This is a genomic window from Dyella sp. NPDC103356, assembly GCF_055584465.1.
In genome coordinates this window covers 306,837-323,147 of sequence record NZ_JBVJLZ010000004.1, presented here as the reverse complement: position 1 = coordinate 323,147, position 16,311 = coordinate 306,837, and the positions used below count along the sequence as shown (strand labels likewise).

The following is a 16,311-nucleotide window of genomic DNA, read 5'->3' as shown; positions in this document are numbered from 1 at the left end:
CGTCGTGCTCGAACTTCGTCCCACCTGCGAACACTGCAACAAAGCCCTGCCGCCAGAGTCGTCCGACGCGATGATCTGTTCGTTCGAATGCACGTTCTGCCATAGCTGCGTGGAGCTGCTGCACAACGTCTGCCCGAATTGCGGCGGCGGATTTACACCCCGACCGGTGCGGCCGGCGCACGATTGGCATGGACCGTATCTGGGGAAGTATCCGGCCACCCGAAAGGTCACGCACCAGCCGGTGGATCTGGTGGCGCATGCGCAGCTAGTGGCGGAAGTGGAGGATATTCCGCCGGAGAGGCGGTAGCCGAAAAGCTGTCCTTTTTTGTGGCGCGACGTCAGTGGATGTCGAGAACCTCAATCTTTCCTCTCGTCATCCCGGCGTAGGCCGGGATCCAGTGACTTTGTGGTCGGTTATCGCGAGAGTTAACAAGCATCTGCTCTATCGCGAAAATCGGAAACCGAAGCCACTGGATCCCGGCCTGCGCCGGGATGACGGCTAGGGATGTTTCGAGACTGTCTTCAGGTAAGACTCTTTGGACGCCACCGCATCTCCCCCTGGATAAACATCCAGGCACTGAAAGCACTCAACAAAGCAAGCGCGGCACAAATCAGCATCACCCAGCGAAACCCGACAACAAAGGACCGGCTTATGACGCGCCTCACCTCGTCCACCGTGGCGGCCGGATAACCCTCAGGCACCACGATCCCTGCCAGCTTCTGCTGCTGCGCCATGACCGAAGACACCAGATCCGTCGGCGCTTGCAGCGAGGCAAGGCCGGTGCTCAAGCTTGCGTTGAACGTCTGAGTCAGGACTACGCCAAACAACGCAATGGCCAACAGCGCAGCGACACGCGATACCGCGTTATTGATGCCCGAAGCGGTACCGGCCAGCTCGGTGCCGAACGCGTTCATCACCGTCGTGGTCAAGGGCGCCACCGTAATGCTCATGCCCAGCCCAAGCACGCAGATGGCGGGAAAGAACATCGTCCAGTAGTTGCTGTCGATCGTCGGCCGGGTAAACAGCGCAAACCCGATCGCGGCTATGACCGGGCCGGTGACCAGCGGCAGCTTGGCGCCGAATACATCGACGAGCGTTCCTGCCCAGCGGGACAAGGTAAACATGATGGCAATGAAAGGTAGAAACGCCGCTCCCGCCGCTGTCGCGCTATAGCCTTGCACCTGGATCAGGTCGAGCGGAAGAAAAAACAGGCTGCCGCCGAGCGCGGCATAGAGGAGGAGAGTGAGTACGTTCGCACCGGTGAAGTTGCGGTCGCGAAACAACCCCAGCGGCAACATCGGTGCAGCGCCACGCGCTTCCACGCGAACGAACAACAGCAGCGCGACGATACCGATCGCCGTTGACGCCCAGATCGGCGTCGCCGACCAGCCTCGAGACGGCGCCTCGATAAGCGCAAACACGATACCCGCCAGTCCAATCGTGGCCAGACTGGCGCCCATCACATCGATGCGGCTGCGACTGGCAGCGCCGTGGCTCTCGGGGACTTTCGTCATGCAGATCAAAAGCAGCACGACGCCAACAGGAACATTCACCAGAAAAGCCCAGGTCCACGAGTAGTGATCGACCAGGAAACCGCCAATCACCGGCCCGATCGCAGCGGTGATCCCGCTAAAGGCAGACCATGTACCGATCGCCGCGCCACGCTCCGACTGCGGAAACGTCGCGCTGATCAAGGCAAGGCTCCCCGGCACGAGGAGCGCGGCGCCTATGCCCTGGATGGCTCTTGCCGCAATCAGCCATCCAACCGTGCTCGACAGCGAACAACCGATCGAGGCCAGCGTGAACAGGCCGATGCCGATCATGAAGATGCGCTTGCGGCCAAAGCGATCACCAAGCACGCCTCCCACCAACAGAAACGATGCCAGGAACAACGCATACGATTCCATGATCCACTGGGCGTCCGACACGGTCGCGCCCATCTCTCTTTGAATGGACGGAAGCGCAACGTTGACCACGGTGCCGTCGATAAAGGCCAGGCTGGAGCCGAGAATCGCCGCGACCAGGGTCCAGCGCCGCGAAGGTGCGGCACACGGCTTTGCCGCTTCGCCAGTCAGGATGACGCCATTGTCGCAGGGAGGTTTTCCGATCTGGCTCATGACTGCACCACGGGTGATCGATCGGGTGGGAGATTACTCCGTGGCGACCGTGTGGCGAGCAAGTCTGTAAAATCGGGGAATGAAAGCGGAAGATCTACAGCGATTGGTGACTGTCACCATGCCTTATGGCAAATACCAGGGCCGGCTGATTGGCGACTTGCCGGGCCCGTATCTGGCGTGGTTCTCCCGCAAGGGATTTCCGCCCGGCGACCTGGGAACCCTGCTTGCGCTGGCTTTCGAGCTTGATCACAACGGCTTGAAGTCGCTGCTCGATCCGTTGCGGAAACGGCGGTAAGGAAGGTTTGGCGATGTGTGGTCGCGCCTGAAGAGAACCTCCAGTAACCTCAGTCTCCATTATCGTCATCCCGGCGTAGGCCGGGACCCAGTGACTTTACGTTCGGCTATCGCAAGAGCTAACAGGCATGTGCTCCCTCGCGAAAACTGGAAGCCGAAGCCACTGGATCCCGGCCTGCGCCGGGATGACGACTAGGAGGGGGGTTTTAGAGACCCTCCTTTCTCACACCTTCCGCAACGCCGCAGCCTCGCGCGCCAGCAACTCGATACCCGCCCAGTCGCCACTCTTGAGCTTGTCCGCCGGCGTCAGCCACGAGCCGCCCACGCAAAGCACGTTCGGCAACGTCAGGAAATCCTGCGCATTGCTCAGGCTGATGCCACCGGTGGGACAGAAACGAATCTGCGGCAGCGGGCTGGCCCAGGCACCGAGCAGCTTGGCGCCACCAGCAGGCACGGCCGGGAAGAATTTCAGGAACCGATAGCCGCGCTCGAGCAAGCTCATCGCTTCGGACGCGGTCGCCGCGCCAGGCAGCAACGGCAGCGCGGAATCATCGGCTGCATCGAGCAGACGCGGCGACACGCCCGGCGACACGGCAAAACGCGCACCCGCCTGCTCGGCGGCTTTCAGATCTTTCTCGCTCAGTACCGTGCCGACACCGATCACCGCGCCTTCGACCTCGGCGGCAATCGCACGGATCGCGTCGAGTGCTGCCGGTGTGCGCAGCGTCACTTCGATTGCCGGAATGCCGCCGGCAACCAGCGCGCGCGCCATCGGCACGGCGGCCTTGGCGTCGTCGATGATCACCACCGGGATCACTGCGGCAAGGCGCATGGTGGTTTCGACCTGGGCCTGCTTGTTTTCGATCGCGTTGCTCACAGTTGACTCCATCAAAGTTTAGACAACGCCCGCGCCGAGATCGGCCGTAGTAGACGCCTGGCGGAATAGCGCGAACAGCTCGCGGCCCATTCCGACATGATGTTTGGAAAGGTCGGACGTCGCCGGCATGCGCGCGGCGAATTCGGACGGTTCGATCAACACATCGACCGTGCCGGCTACGGCATCGAGTCGGATCATGTCGCCATCGCGAATCTTGGCGATGCTGCCGCCAGCCGCCGCTTCGGGAGTGACATGAATCGCCGCGGGCACACGCCCGGACGCGCCCGACATGCGGCCATCCGTCAACAAGGCGATGCGATGGCCACGATCCTGCAGTACCGACAAGGTCGGTGTGAGCTTGTGCAGCTCGGGCATGCCGATCGCCTGCGGCCCCTGAAAGCGCACGACCGCGATGAAATCGCGATTGAGCTCGCCGCGCTCGAAGGCGCGACGCACATCGTCCTGGTCGTCGAACACCACGGCCGGCGCCTCGATGATCTGGCGATCGTCCGGCACGGACGACACCTTGATTACCGCGCGACCGATATTGCCTTCGAGCATGCGCAGGCCGCCGTCGGCACGGAACGGTTCGGACGCCTGACGCAGCACGCCGCGATTACCGCTTTCCTTCGACACCGGCTTCCAGTGCAACTTGCCGGTGTTGTCCAGCTCGGGAATCTGCGTATAGCCGTCCATACCGGTGCCGAACACCGTACGCACATCGGCATGCATCAGGCCGGCACCGAGCAACTGATCGATCAGGAAGCCCATGCCGCCGGCGTCGTGGAACTGATTGACGTCGGCGTAGCCGTTCGGATACACGCGCGCCAGCAACGGGATCACCGAAGACAAGGCATCGAAATCGTCCCAGCGCAGTTCCACACCCGCGGCGCGCGCAATCGCAACCAGGTGCAGCAAATGATTGGTCGAACCGCCGGTGGCGTGCAAACCGATCACGCCGTTGATCACGGCTTTCTCGTCGACGATATGGCCAATCGGCAGATGCTGCTCACCCGGTTGGCTCAGCGCGGCAACGCGGCGCACGGCTTCGGCCGTGAGCACATCGCGCAGTGGTGTATCGGGTGCGACGAAGCTCGAGCCGGGCAGATGCAGGCCCATGATCTCCATCAGCATCTGATTGGAGTTGGCGGTGCCGTAGAACGTACAGGTACCGGGCGCATGATAGGCCGCCGCTTCCGCCTCCAACAGTTCGGCACGACCGGCCTTGCCTTCGGCAAACGCCTGGCGCACCTTGGACTTCTGCTCATTGGTAATGCCGCTGGGCATCGGACCGGAGGGAATGAAGATGCCCGGCAGATGGCCAAAGCTCAACGCACCGATCAACAGGCCCGGCACGATCTTGTCGCAGATACCCAGGTACACCGTGCCATCGAACATGTCGTGCGACAGCGAGACCGCCGTGGCCATCGCGATGAGGTCGCGCGAGAACAGCGACATCTCCATGCCGGGACGGCCTTGCGTCACGCCATCGCACATCGCCGGCACGCCGCCGGCTACCTGCGCGGTCACGCCGGCCTGGCGGGCGACTTCGCGAATGAATGCCGGATAGCGTTCGTACGGCTGATGCGCGGACAGCATGTCGTTATAGGCATTGATGATGCCCAGATTCGGCGCGCGGCCCGCGCGCAGCGCCGCCTTGTCGTGTGGTTCGCAGGCGGCGAAGCCGTGCGCGAGATTGCCGCAGGACAACCGTTCGCGATGCGTGCCGCCTTCGCCGCCGGCCGCCGCTATCTTGGCCAGATACCGTTCGCGACTGGCGCGGCTGCGTTCGCGCAGACGCTCGGTCACTTCGGCGATTACGGGATGCAGACTGCTCATGCTGACGATCCAATTCATTCAATAAGGTGTAGGAAACGCGGGCCTTGCGGACCGATACCCGTTGCGACTGCGCCCGTCGATGTTCAGGCCCGGCTTACGGGCACCAGTAAACCGAGATCGGCGTGCGCTGCTGGGCAAGCACGGCACGCACCGGATAGTCGGCGCCTTTGCCGGTACCAGCGCGAGCCTCGTTCAACACCTCGCGCTTGGCGTCGCCTTCGATATGCAGATACAGCGCGTGCGTATCGAGCAAGGCGGGCAGGCTGAACGTGATGCGTGGCTCCTCGGCACCCTTGGCGCGCATCGGTACCACCAGCAAGCCGCTCTTGAGATCCAGCGCTTCGCTCAAGCGATCGCCACCGGGAAAGAACGATGCCGTATGGCCGTCACCACCCATGCCGAGGATGACCACGTCGAACGGAAACGGCAGCGAGGCCACGCGCGCTTTCACCGCCGGCAGTCCGGCTTCCGGCGTCGGCGCGTTGGCGTACAAGGGGATGAACTGTGCGGCCGAAGCCTCGTGTTGCAGCAACATCGACTTCACCAGGCGCGCGTTCGAGCGCTCGCTCGACTCGGGCACCCAGCGCTCGTCCACCAGGGCAATCGATACCTTGGCCCAGTCCAGCTTCTGTCGCGACAGTTGCTCGAAGAAATGCTTGGGCGTGCTGCCGCCCGACACGGCCAACAGCGCCTGACCGCGCGTAGAGATGGCTTCGCGTAGCTGTTCGGCGACGCGCTCGGAAAAGGCCTTCGCCAACGCGTGGCAGTCGGTAAAGCTATGGTCGGTGATGTTCAACGTATCGGGCATGACGCGGCTGTTCAAACGTTTAGCTACGGAAAAGCGAGAGACGGCACCACGTTCTACGGTTGGTGCCATCCAGTGTAGGCAGGCCGATGCAACGTGCCGGTGAAGCCGAGGGAAACTCCACCGGCACGTGCCTCGACCTTATTCTTCGTCTTCGCTGTCTTCGTTCCAGGTGCGGCCATCGCGCTCGATCAGCGCCACGGCAGCGCTCGGTCCCCATGTGCCGGCCTGGTAGGCTCGCGGCGCTTCGCCACTGGCCGCCCAGGCCGCGAGGATCGGATCGGCCCAACGCCATGCCGCGACCACTTCGTCGCTGCGCATGAACAAGGTCGGGTTACCGCGCACCACATCGAGCAGCAAGCGCTCATAGGCATCGGGCTGCTGTACGCCAAACGCTTCGGCAAAGCTCATGTCCAGCGGCACATGACGCAGACGCAGGCCGCCTGGACCCGGATGCTTGATGGTCAGCCACAGCTTCACGCCTTCGTCGGGCTGCAGACGCAATACCAGCCGGTTCTGCGCCAGCGTGCCGGCGGATGCGTCGAAGATCGAATGCGGCACATGCTTGAACGCCACCACGATTTCCGACAGACGTGCCGGCAAGCGCTTACCGGTGCGCAGATAGAACGGCACGCCGGCCCAGCGCCAGTTGGCGATTTCGGCCTTGATGGCGACAAAGGTCTCGGTATTGGACTTCTTGCCCTCGCCGAGCTCTTCGACATAGCCGGGCACGCTCTTGCCTTCGGAGGCGCCTGCGCGGTACTGGCCGCGCACGGTGAGCTGCGCTGCGTTGCTGCTGTCGATGTGCTTGAGCGCGTTGAGCACTTTCAGCTTCTCGTCGCGCAAGGCATTGGGCGCCAGCGAGCCGGGCGGCTCCATCGCGACCATGCAAAGCAATTGCAGGATATGGTTCTGCACCATGTCGCGCAGCGCGCCGGAGTGGTCGTAGTACGAACCACGACGGCCCACGCCCAGTGTCTCGGACACGGTGATCTGCACGTGATCGATATGCTCGGCGTTCCACAGCGGCTCGAACAGCGCATTGCCGAAACGCAATGCGAGCAGGTTCTGCACCGTTTCCTTGCCGAGGTAATGATCGATGCGGAAGGTCTGCGATTCGTCGAACACGCGCGCGACGTCTTCGTTGATCTCGTTGGCGCTGGCCAGGTCGTGACCGATCGGCTTTTCCAGCACCACGCGCGACTTGCCCTTGTTGAGCTCGTGTGCACCCAGGCGGTTGCAGATATGGGTGAAGAGTTCGGGCGAGGTGGACAGGTAGAACACGCGGATGTGATCGGCCTGTTCGGCGATCAGCTGCGCGAAATCGTCCCAGCCCTCGTCCTTCTTCGCGTCGAGCGAGCGGTAGTGGACCTGCTTGAGAAAGGTGTCGATCTTCTGCTTGTCGCCGCCACCGTCGATCAAGGCTTTTTGCAGCGTGTCGCGGTAACCGGCGTCGTCGGTCGCCTCGCGGGCGATGCCGATGATGCGGCTCTCGGACGGGATCTGGCCGTCCAGAAAGCGGTGGAACATGGCGGGAATGAGCTTGCGCAGGGCCAGGTCGCCCGTACCGCCGAAAATCACCAGGTCGAATGGGTCGACCGGAGGGGAAGCCGTCACTTCGAAATCCTCGATGCGATGCTTGGCCGTAGCCGGGTGCCACGGCCGGACACGGCTGATCGTACCAGTGAAATACCAGATGGTGCTAGGCGTTTTCACGCGATAAATCGCCGGCCCAGGCCGCTCCGCTGGCCAAGCCGGAGCTGGTATCCGCCGTCAACGGCATGAAAGCGCGCCAGTTGCCCTAGTGGTATGGTCATTGGTATCGTGTGCAACATGGAAACCGCCCTGGCTACCGAATACCGCCGTCTTTGCGACGACCCGGCAACCAACCAGCCGCTGGCCTATCTGCGCCTGCGCCGGGCGATTCGCAACATCGTCGAGCACCGCGACATCGAACCGGGGCAGGCCTTACCTAGCGAGCGCGACCTATCGCGCGTACTGAACCTGTCACGCGTGACCGTGCGCAAGGCGATCGCCGGCCTGGTCGAAGAAGGCCTGCTGACCCAGCGGCACGGCGCCGGCACCTTTGTCGCCGAGCGCATCGTCAAGCCGATGTCGCGCCTGACCAGTTTTACCGAAGACCTGCGCGCACGCGGCCTGCATCCGCGCTCGGAGTTCTTCGAACGCAGCATCGGCGAAGTCACGCCGGAAGAATCGATGGCGTTGAATCTGTCACCCGGCGTGCTGGTGGTGCGCCTGCACCGCGTGCGCTATGCGGTGGACGAGCCGCTGGCGATCGAACGCAGCGTCGTGCCGGCCAGCGTGCTGCCCGATCCGATGATCGTGCACGACTCGCTGTACGAAGCGCTGGAGAAATCCGGCAGCCGCCCGCGCCGCGCCCTGCAGCGCCTGCGTGCGGTATCGCTGGGTGCGCAACAGGCGCGCCTGCTGCATGTCGCCACCGGCAGCGCCGGTCTCAATATCGAGCGCCGCGGCTTTCTCGACGATGGCCGCGTGGTGGAGTTCACCACGTCGTGGTATCGGGGCGATATCTATGACTTTGTTGCCGAGTTGCAGACGGATTAGAGACTGCACGCCGGCATCATCCAAGTTCAATGCACTAGCGGTACATTTAGCAGTTCATTTCTGATCGGAGAATTGCCGCCGGAGAATCGGCGGCAATCGCTAGTCTTTAGAACTGTATCGCCTTGTTGACTCGCCAATAATCCTTACCGCTCGCGTACTCGATGGTATGGATGATGATGTAGCTCTCCACAGCCGTAGTGTTGGCAACACCAAAATCGAACGCCACCACCGTCGATGACACAGAACCATTGTCCTGGTGCGATGCGATGCCCGTTAAGGTCACATGACCATTGTTGGCAGATAGATTGAAATTACCGCTGAAGTTACTCGCTGCCGTAATGTCAAAATCCGCTACAGCGCCGTTGCTCGCGACATGTTGCATATGCACTGAAAGAGGGGTCGCCTTGTTCAGCGATACGGTCAGGGTATAGGGGGTCGGCCCAGTAACGGTGGTGGTATCCGCAAGACTTGTGGGTCCTTCCAGGAGGCTGTTGGAGACAACATTTCCCGATGTCGTGGCATAGCTTGGAAATACCACTTGATGCGTCTGGCCGGCAGGAACCACGGGAACAGCCACGCTACTGAAATCGTACATGGCCCCGTTTAGCCAATTATTGGAAAGATTTTTTTGCATCACCGACGATGCCGCGCCATAAGCGTCCACTGCTTGGTAGGTCGTACCGGTTGTTGCTCCAGTGGCGGCAATACCTACATAGCGGCCGTTGGTCAGCATCGGTACTTGATCTCCACTCCCTGGATGGGTGAGTCCATCACGAGTCCCAGGTACGCCACCTGGATCCGAGTACCACGCGCCACCCGTTGTACAGGGAAAGACGTCGTCGCAACCTTTCCCTGCCAAGCTTGCGCCGCTCCAGACCATGAGAGCCAACGAAAAGGCGATCGTAGTGTATCGAGACATTCTCTACTCCTTCAGATTTTAAGTTCATCAGGACCGTTTAGAGACTTCAGACCGCGGCGGTCCTTTCCGCTGAATTCGATAGGTCGTGAACTTCCAGTCTTGAGATTGCAACCAAAAAAAACCGCCGGAGGGCCGGCGGCGAAACTTGGGGAGGCGCGCCGGAAATCCTTCCGGCGCGCTTTGTACTGATTACAGCGAGAAGTCGTAACGTGCTTGCAGCTGCACGTAACGCGGCGCCTGGAAGCTGATCGGACGGTTGTAGACCGGATCGGGCACGCCGACGTCGGTTTCGCCCAGATCCTGGCGGCTCAGCTCGCGCTGGCTGTTGAGCACGTTGAAGACATTGACTTCCAACATCAGGTTGTCACCTGCCCAATGCGGCTTGTACTGGGCGCTCAGATCCAGCTGATAGGACCAGGGCGTACGGCCGCGCGAACCACGCGTTGCGATCTTGCCCTCGCAATAGAAGTAAGCCTCGCCGTAGTTGATCGGATCGCCCGGGGCGACACCGATGCAGTTACGCGGACGTCCCGAGAAAACAGCGACGTTCGCGCCAACCAGCCATTCCGCACTCGCCTGGTACCAGCCATAGGCCTTCAACTGATGACGACGGTCGTTCGGCAGCGGACCGTTGGCGCCGAACATCAGTTCCGGCGCATCCCAGTCCTGCGTCACCGACGGATCGGCCTGACCGATATCGGACTTCAGCAGACCTTCGGAGTTACCGAAGCTATGCGAAAGCACGTACTCGACCTTGCCGTACCACTTGTCGGAGAACTGGTGCTCCAGGTACATGTCCAAAGCGAGGTACTTGCGCTTCAGATCCGGGAAGCCAAGGTCCTTCTTGGACAACTTGAACTCACGGAAATCACCCTTGCCGGTAACGTCTACCAGGAAGTCGTTACCCTTGCCCGGATTGAACAGGTAGCAGCCGTTCAGGACCGCGTTGTCCATGTTGATACCGTTCGCCTTTGCATAGGCCAGGAACGGACGCGAATCGCACATGTCGTCGATGATGTTCTTCAGGTTGCGATAGATCGCTTTCGCACCGAAGGTCCAGTTGGTCGCCAGCTGCTTGTCGAAACCGAGGATGTATTCATCCTGGTAGTACGCGCCCAGGCCCTTGGCCGCCACCGTACGCGGGTCAGGCGTGGTGCCGTCGGCAGCGTTGAGGTAACGCACCTGGCCATACGGGACGAAATTGACCGGACGACCTTCCGCGTCAACGCCCGTGAAGGTGCCGTACTGGCTGCTATAGGTCGACGCCGAAGCACCGCGAATAGCGACGTTGGACGGCACGGCCAGGTGATAGCGACCGGCGTTGGCGTAGACCTTCAGCGAGGAGTCGCCGAACACGTCCCAGGTCACACCCAGGCGCGGAGCCAGCTGATGGCGCTGCTTGGCGTAGGAATCGCCACCACCGTTGAAGTTGTTGAACTGCTCGTTACGCAGGCCGATGTACGCCAGCCAGCGATCGGTGACCTGCCAGTGGTCTTCGACGAACTGCGCTTCCTGTTCCACCTTGACGTTGGCGGCGGCCTTGAATACGCGATAGTCGACGTAGTTCAGCGTGCCGGCAGGGAACTGGATGTCCGGACGACCGGCAATCTGCCCGCTCGCCGGAGCCAGCGTGTAGATGTAGCGCTCGTTCGACTCGTAGGAGGTACCCGAGTACGACTCGAGCGTCTGGTTATCCAGACCGGCGCGCAGGTCATGGCTACCCAGGCGGTATTCGACGTCGAAGCGCCAGCCGTGGGTCTTGTCTTGCGCACCCGGCGCAAGCAAGGTGCCGATCAGGTAGCAAGCCGGCGGACGCACCAGGGTGCCGCTGCCGTTGTTGTATTGACCGCTGACGATCGGGCACGCGCCGCCGCCGGCCGAGGTCGGCACCTGCTCGTGCTCGGACTTGCTACGGCCATACAACGCATTGATGGTCAGGTTATCGGTGAGATAACCGGTGTACTTGCCGATGTAGAAGTCACCACCGGGCTGGTAGTTCGTATTGGTGCCGACCGAGTAGTTCTTCAGGTCGACCGAACCGCGCTTCACACCCTGACCGAGCGGGCTGTAGCTGTAGGCGTAGATCTGATCGGTCTCGTTGGTCTTATCCGAGAAGCCCGTCAATTCCAGGATGTGGCTGTCGGTGATGTTCCAGTCGATCTTGCCCAACCAGCGCGGCGATTTCACGCTGTAGTAGGAGACCTGCTGTGCGGTAGCCGAGCCGATCGTCTTGCCTTCCTGCTTGGTGAAGTCACCGGTCAAGTACATGAACAGCTTGTCCTTGATCAGCGGACCGCTGATGTAGGCGCCGTACTCGGTGGTCCACGACTTGTTCTGATTGCGATACTGGAACAAGGAGTTGTCGGAAGGCTGGATGATGTTGCGCGGATCGGAGCGCAGGAACTTGGGAATCCACAGCGCCATGACGCCGGCCTTCCACTCGTTCGTACCGCGCTTGGTGATGATGTTCACCACGCCGCCGGTCGAACGGCCATATTCGGCGCCATAACCACCGGTGTACACCTGCTGCTGATCGATCGCGTCGAACGGCAGCTGCGCCAGGCCGACGTTGGTCAATGCGTTGGTGACCGAGAAGCCGTTGACGTAGTACTGGTTTTCCGCGGCGGACGCGCCGCCGAACGAGGCGACGTTGCCGTAACGCGAGTCGCCCAGCACCGTACCCGGCGCCAGCAATGCGGCGGCCGTGACGTTACGAGCCACCGGCACCTTCTGCAGCACTTCGGATGTCAGCACGGTACGCGAGTCGACCGACGACACGTCGATGGCCGGCAAGGCGTTGGCAACGACCTGGATGCCTTCGAGGTTCTGCGCACCAGCCGCGCTGGCGGCGGCGAAGCTCACATCGGTACCGGTACCGACCTGGACCTGCACGTCGTTACGCGACTCGATGGTCGCGCCGTCCTTGATCAGGCTGACCTTGTAGCGGCCGATCGGCAGCGACGAGGCGCGGTAACGGCCACTCTGGTCGACAGAAATATCGCGGACCAGACCGGTGTCGATGTTTTCCAGATGCACCGTGCCGCCCGGAGCGGAATCGGCATGGCCGAAGATCACGCCAGAAGCATTGGACTGCGCATGGACGATGCCGGACAGGCTCATCGTCAGGGCGGCCGCTAAAGCGGTCTGACGCCACAGAGACGTCCGCCCGAAAATTCGGTTCTTACTCATTCAAGTGCTCTCCCCAAAAACGGTTCAGATGCGGGCACAGACATGCCCAAGAGCTCATCGCTGGACTTCGAGTTGTTCCCGTATGCGAGCGGCCCACATCGCTGTGGAGAGACATCCCCATGCCAACACCCGTTCGCAAGCTTTCGCGATTTGCTTGCCGAACATAGGGGCAAGAACTTGCAGGCGTCAACATAAATTTTATGAATTTCGCACTTTTAAGCGACAATCGCGCCACGCACTTTCTTATAATTTGTTTTATTTCAAATATTTATGTGCGAGACGCGCAACGGCAAGTACCTGCTGAAATAGCCGCCTTAACGTAATTTAATGCCGAATACTTTCATCAGAAACTGCCTCGCCGATCACACAGCCGCGAAAAATGTCTGCGTGTCGCAGGGAGAGCCTGAGCGGCCAGATGAGGGAGCGAATGGCGTGCCGGCCCCCTACTAGCAGCACATTCGTTCGATCACGCGCGGCCATACAGTCGCGCCCATGAATCTCTTTGCGCCCTTTATCCGCCGCCCGGTCGGCACGTCCCTGCTTGCCCTCGGGCTGACGCTCGCTGGCATCTGGGCGTATCTCTTACTGGGTGTCGCGGCATTGCCCTCGATGGAATTCCCGGGCATGTCGGTTTACGCCGAGGTGCCCGGCGCCAATGCGCAGACCATGGCCTCGACCGTGGCCGCCCCGCTGGAGCGCCACCTGGGCCGCATCCCCGGGATCAAGGAGATGCATTCGGAGAGCAACGACGGCTCCACCTCGGTCCGGCTGATTTTCAACTACGGCCGCTCCACCGATGTACTCGCCCGCGATGTACAGGCGGCGATCAACGCCGCCGCGCCGGATCTGCCCTCGAGCCTCACGATTCCCCCGCGTTATTTCAAATTCGATACCGCCAACATCCCGGTGCTGTTGCTGTCGCTGACCTCCAACAGCATGCCGCCGGACAAGCTCTATGACATGACCGACAGCCTGATCACGCCCGCCATTGCGCAGATTCCCGGCGTGGCCCAGGTACGCGTGATCGGTGGCCGGCCCAAGGCCGTGCGCGTCGAGCTGGACAACAACGCCCTGGCATCGATGAGCCTGACGTCGCTCGATGTGCGCAATGCCTTGATGGCCGCCAATGTCATCTCGCCGCAGGGCACGCTGACCGACGGACGCACCCAGCTCACCTTGTCCGCGAACGATGCACTGAAGGAGCCCGCCGATTTCGCCAATATCCTGGTTGCCACCCGCAACGGCCGGCCGGTACGTCTGTCGGACGTGGCCAAGGTCACCAGCGGTCAGCAGGACGAATATCAGGCCGCCTGGTTCAACGGCCATCGCTCGGTCAGCGTACGCATTACCAAACGCCCGGAAGCCAATGCCGTGGCCACCGCCGACGCGATCCGCGCCAAGCTGCCGGAGTTTCGCTCCTGGCTGCCGGCCGATCTGGTCATCACGCCGATCTTCGATCTCACCCAGACCACCAAGTCCGCACTGCACGAAGTGCAGGTGGCGCTGCTGATCAGCGTGGCGATGGTGGCGCTGGTGATGCTGGTGTTCCTGCGCCGCATGCGCCCCACCCTGATCGCGATGATCAGCGTGCCGCTGTCGCTGGCCGGCGCCTTCACGGTGATGTGGGCATTGGGCTATACGCTCAACACGCTTTCGCTGATCGCCCTGGTGCTATGCATCGGTTTCGTGGTCGACGACGCCATCGTGGTGATCGAGAACATCGTGCGCCACCTGGAAAACGGCCAGCCGCCCTTGACGGCCGCCTTGAACGGCGTCCGCGAGATCGGCTTTACGGTGATTTCGATCACCCTGTCGCTGATCGCGATCTTCGCGCCGCTGTTGTTCGGTAATAACCAGCTGACCCAATTGATGCGCGAGTTCTCGGTCACGCTGACCGCGGCGGTGGTGATTTCCGCGATTGTCTCGTTGACCCTGACACCGGCACTGTGCGGCCGCTTGCTCAAGCACGAAGCCGCGGATGTGCGGCATGGCCGGCTCGACCACGCCTTCGAACGTTTCGACCGCGGCATGCACGACGTCTACGCGCGTGCGCTGGACTGGGCCATGCGCCACCGCCGCCTGATGCGCTGGCAGCCGGCGATCCTGCTGGTGCTGACGCTGGGCATGGGGTTTGGCATCGTCACGCTCTACGGCTTCAATTTCATGCCCGAGGAAGACATCGGCATGATCCAGGGCGATATCCGCGCCGACGCGAATATCTCGCCCACACTGATGGCCGAACGCGCGCAACGTGCCGCCGCCATCATGCAGGCCGATCCGGCCGTGCAGGACGTCACCACCTTTCTCGGTAGCGACAATGCCGGCGGCGCGGTGGGCAACGAAGCGACGATGTTCATCGACCTCAAGCCACGCGGCAGCAAGCCGGGCCAGCGGCGCGAGTCGATCAAGGAGGTGATGACTCGCCTTTCCAAGCAATACGACGCCCTGCCGGAACTGCGCGTATCGCTCAATTCGATCGGTTTTTTCAACAATGGCGGCGACAGCAATCGCGGCAGCCAGAGTTTCCAGCTGATCAGCAGCAATAACGTCGACCTGCAACCGTGGGTGCTGAAGGTAGCCAAGCAGTTGCGTACGATGAAGGAGTTCCGTGATGTCACGACGGACTACGACAGCATCGACAAACAGCAGATGCTCAAGGTCGACCGCGCCGCCGCCGGGCGCCTGCAGCTGGGCATGGGCATGGTCGATTCGGCGCTGTACAACGCGTTCGGCCAGAACCAGGTATCGATCATCTACTCGGACATCAACCAGTACTGGGTGGTGCTGACGTCGGCAGCGGAGCGTTCGCTCAGCCCCGACACCCTGCTCAATACCTATGTGCGCAACGCGGCCGGGCAGATGTTCCCGCTCTCGGCGGTGGCGCATATCGAGCCGAATATCACGCCCTCGTTCGTGATCCATACGAACCAGCTGGAGGCGGCACAGGTCTACTACAACACCGCGCCTGGCCTCGCCCAGGACAAGGTCATGCGGCTGATCGAAAGCGTGGTGGCGAACGCGCAGCTTCCGGCGGGTATACAGATCGGCTACACCGGCGATGCCCAGAACCTGCAAGAGACGCGTTCGAACGGCTGGGTGCTGCTGATCGGCGCCATCCTGGCCATGTACATCGTGCTGGGCATTCTTTATGAGAGCCTCGGGCACCCATTGACGATCATTTCCACCCTGCCCGCCGCCGGCGCCGGCGCCTTTCTGGCCATGCTGGTCACCGGTACACCGTTGTCGCTGATGGCGATCATCGCCTTGCTGATGTTGATCGGCGTGGTGAAGAAGAACGCGATCCTGATGGTGGACTTTGCGCTGGTGGCGCAACGCGAACGCGGGCTGTCCGCACCCGATGCGATCCGCGAGGCGGCGCTGGTGCGTTTTCGCCCAATCACCATGACAACACTGGTGGCCATGGGCGCCGCTCTGCCCCTGGCGATCGGTTTCGGCGTGGGGTCTGAGATGCGCCAGCCGCTGGGTATCGCGATTGTCGGCGGCCTGCTGGTGTCGCAATTGCTGACGTTGTTGAGTACGCCGGCGATTTATCTGTGGAATCACGATCGGAAGCTGCGCAAGACGGCGCGCAGGCAGCGGCGGGAAGCGCGGCGGCGGCTGAAGGCCGGGGGGCTGGGCGCTGCCCATTCCTGAACCTGTAACCCATGTCCCCGAACACCTGTC

11 protein-coding genes are annotated in these 16,311 nt (G+C 61.9%); 4 read left to right on the top strand and 7 right to left on the bottom strand.

The features are described from left to right. The first annotated feature begins 4 nt into the window (after window positions 1-4). Window positions 5-307, top strand: coding sequence for a DUF1272 domain-containing protein (locus ACZ6WW_RS11365; RefSeq protein WP_465274277.1), 303 nt, complete (start codon window positions 5-7; stop codon window positions 305-307). A gap of 215 nt (window positions 308-522) precedes the next feature. On the opposite strand, the gene ACZ6WW_RS11360 is transcribed toward ACZ6WW_RS11365, so the two are convergent. Continuing rightward, entirely contained in the window at window positions 523-2,118 is a 1,596-nt protein-coding gene (locus ACZ6WW_RS11360) for an MFS transporter (protein ID WP_465274276.1), read from the bottom strand. Between the two features lie 79 nt (window positions 2,119-2,197). On the opposite strand from ACZ6WW_RS11360, the gene ACZ6WW_RS11355 reads away from it, so the two are divergent. Beyond that, window positions 2,198-2,413 carry a DUF3820 family protein gene (locus tag ACZ6WW_RS11355; RefSeq protein ID WP_465274275.1) on the top strand — a complete coding sequence of 72 codons (216 nt, stop codon included), beginning with the start codon at window positions 2,198-2,200 and terminating at the stop codon, window positions 2,411-2,413. 222 nt (window positions 2,414-2,635) lie between these two features. On the opposite strand, the gene eda is transcribed toward ACZ6WW_RS11355, so the two are convergent. From eda to zwf, 4 genes are all read right to left on the bottom strand, one after another. After that, entirely contained in the window at window positions 2,636-3,289 is a 654-nt protein-coding gene (gene eda, locus ACZ6WW_RS11350; RefSeq protein ID WP_465274274.1) for a bifunctional 4-hydroxy-2-oxoglutarate aldolase/2-dehydro-3-deoxy-phosphogluconate aldolase, read from the bottom strand. 18 nt (window positions 3,290-3,307) lie between these two features. Beyond that, window positions 3,308-5,128: a phosphogluconate dehydratase gene (gene edd / locus ACZ6WW_RS11345; protein ID WP_465274273.1), complete on the bottom strand. Its 1,821-nt coding sequence runs from the start codon at window positions 5,126-5,128 to the stop codon at window positions 3,308-3,310. 94 nt (window positions 5,129-5,222) lie between these two features. Next, window positions 5,223-5,936 carry a 6-phosphogluconolactonase gene (gene pgl / locus ACZ6WW_RS11340; protein WP_465274272.1) on the bottom strand — a complete coding sequence of 238 codons (714 nt, stop codon included), beginning with the start codon at window positions 5,934-5,936 and terminating at the stop codon, window positions 5,223-5,225. A 138-nt stretch (window positions 5,937-6,074) separates the two neighbouring features. Continuing rightward, a complete protein-coding gene (zwf, locus tag ACZ6WW_RS11335; protein ID WP_465274499.1) occupies window positions 6,075-7,550 on the bottom strand; it encodes a glucose-6-phosphate dehydrogenase in 1,476 nt (491 codons plus the stop codon). A 216-nt stretch (window positions 7,551-7,766) separates the two neighbouring features. Between zwf and ACZ6WW_RS11330 the strand changes: the two genes are divergently transcribed. Further along, window positions 7,767-8,519 (top strand): GntR family transcriptional regulator, encoded by a 753-nt coding sequence (locus tag ACZ6WW_RS11330; RefSeq protein WP_281851083.1) that lies wholly within the window; start codon window positions 7,767-7,769, stop codon window positions 8,517-8,519. Between the two features lie 106 nt (window positions 8,520-8,625). Here ACZ6WW_RS11330 and ACZ6WW_RS11325 read toward each other — a convergent pair whose 3' ends face one another. Continuing rightward, on the bottom strand, window positions 8,626-9,252 hold the full coding sequence (locus ACZ6WW_RS11325) for a hypothetical protein (protein WP_465274271.1): 627 nt from the start codon (window positions 9,250-9,252) through the stop codon (window positions 8,626-8,628). 375 nt (window positions 9,253-9,627) lie between these two features. Then, window positions 9,628-12,627, bottom strand: coding sequence for a TonB-dependent receptor (locus ACZ6WW_RS11320; RefSeq protein WP_465274270.1), 3,000 nt, complete (start codon window positions 12,625-12,627; stop codon window positions 9,628-9,630). Window positions 12,628-13,119: 492 nt separating this feature from the next. Here ACZ6WW_RS11320 and ACZ6WW_RS11315 point away from each other — a divergent pair, with 492 nt between their 5' ends. Then, window positions 13,120-16,281: an efflux RND transporter permease subunit gene (locus ACZ6WW_RS11315; RefSeq protein WP_465274269.1), complete on the top strand. Its 3,162-nt coding sequence runs from the start codon at window positions 13,120-13,122 to the stop codon at window positions 16,279-16,281. Window positions 16,282-16,311 lie beyond the last annotated feature (30 nt).

Excerpts from the sequence above, each read along its gene's own strand:
- ACZ6WW_RS11360 (WP_465274276.1), bottom strand. The coding sequence starts at position 2,118 with ATGAGCCAGATCGGAAAACCTCCCTGCGACAATGGCGTCATCCTGACT.
- ACZ6WW_RS11355 (WP_465274275.1), top strand. The coding sequence starts at position 2,198 with ATGAAAGCGGAAGATCTACAGCGATTGGTGACTGTCACCATGCCTTAT.
- edd (WP_465274273.1), bottom strand. The coding sequence starts at position 5,128 with ATGAGCAGTCTGCATCCCGTAATCGCCGAAGTGACCGAGCGTCTGCGC.
- pgl (WP_465274272.1), bottom strand. The coding sequence starts at position 5,936 with ATGCCCGATACGTTGAACATCACCGACCATAGCTTTACCGACTGCCAC.
- ACZ6WW_RS11330 (WP_281851083.1), top strand. The coding sequence starts at position 7,767 with ATGGAAACCGCCCTGGCTACCGAATACCGCCGTCTTTGCGACGACCCG.
- ACZ6WW_RS11325 (WP_465274271.1), bottom strand. The coding sequence starts at position 9,252 with ATGCTGACCAACGGCCGCTATGTAGGTATTGCCGCCACTGGAGCAACA.
- ACZ6WW_RS11320 (WP_465274270.1), bottom strand. The coding sequence starts at position 12,627 with ATGAGTAAGAACCGAATTTTCGGGCGGACGTCTCTGTGGCGTCAGACC.
- ACZ6WW_RS11315 (WP_465274269.1), top strand. The coding sequence starts at position 13,120 with ATGAATCTCTTTGCGCCCTTTATCCGCCGCCCGGTCGGCACGTCCCTG.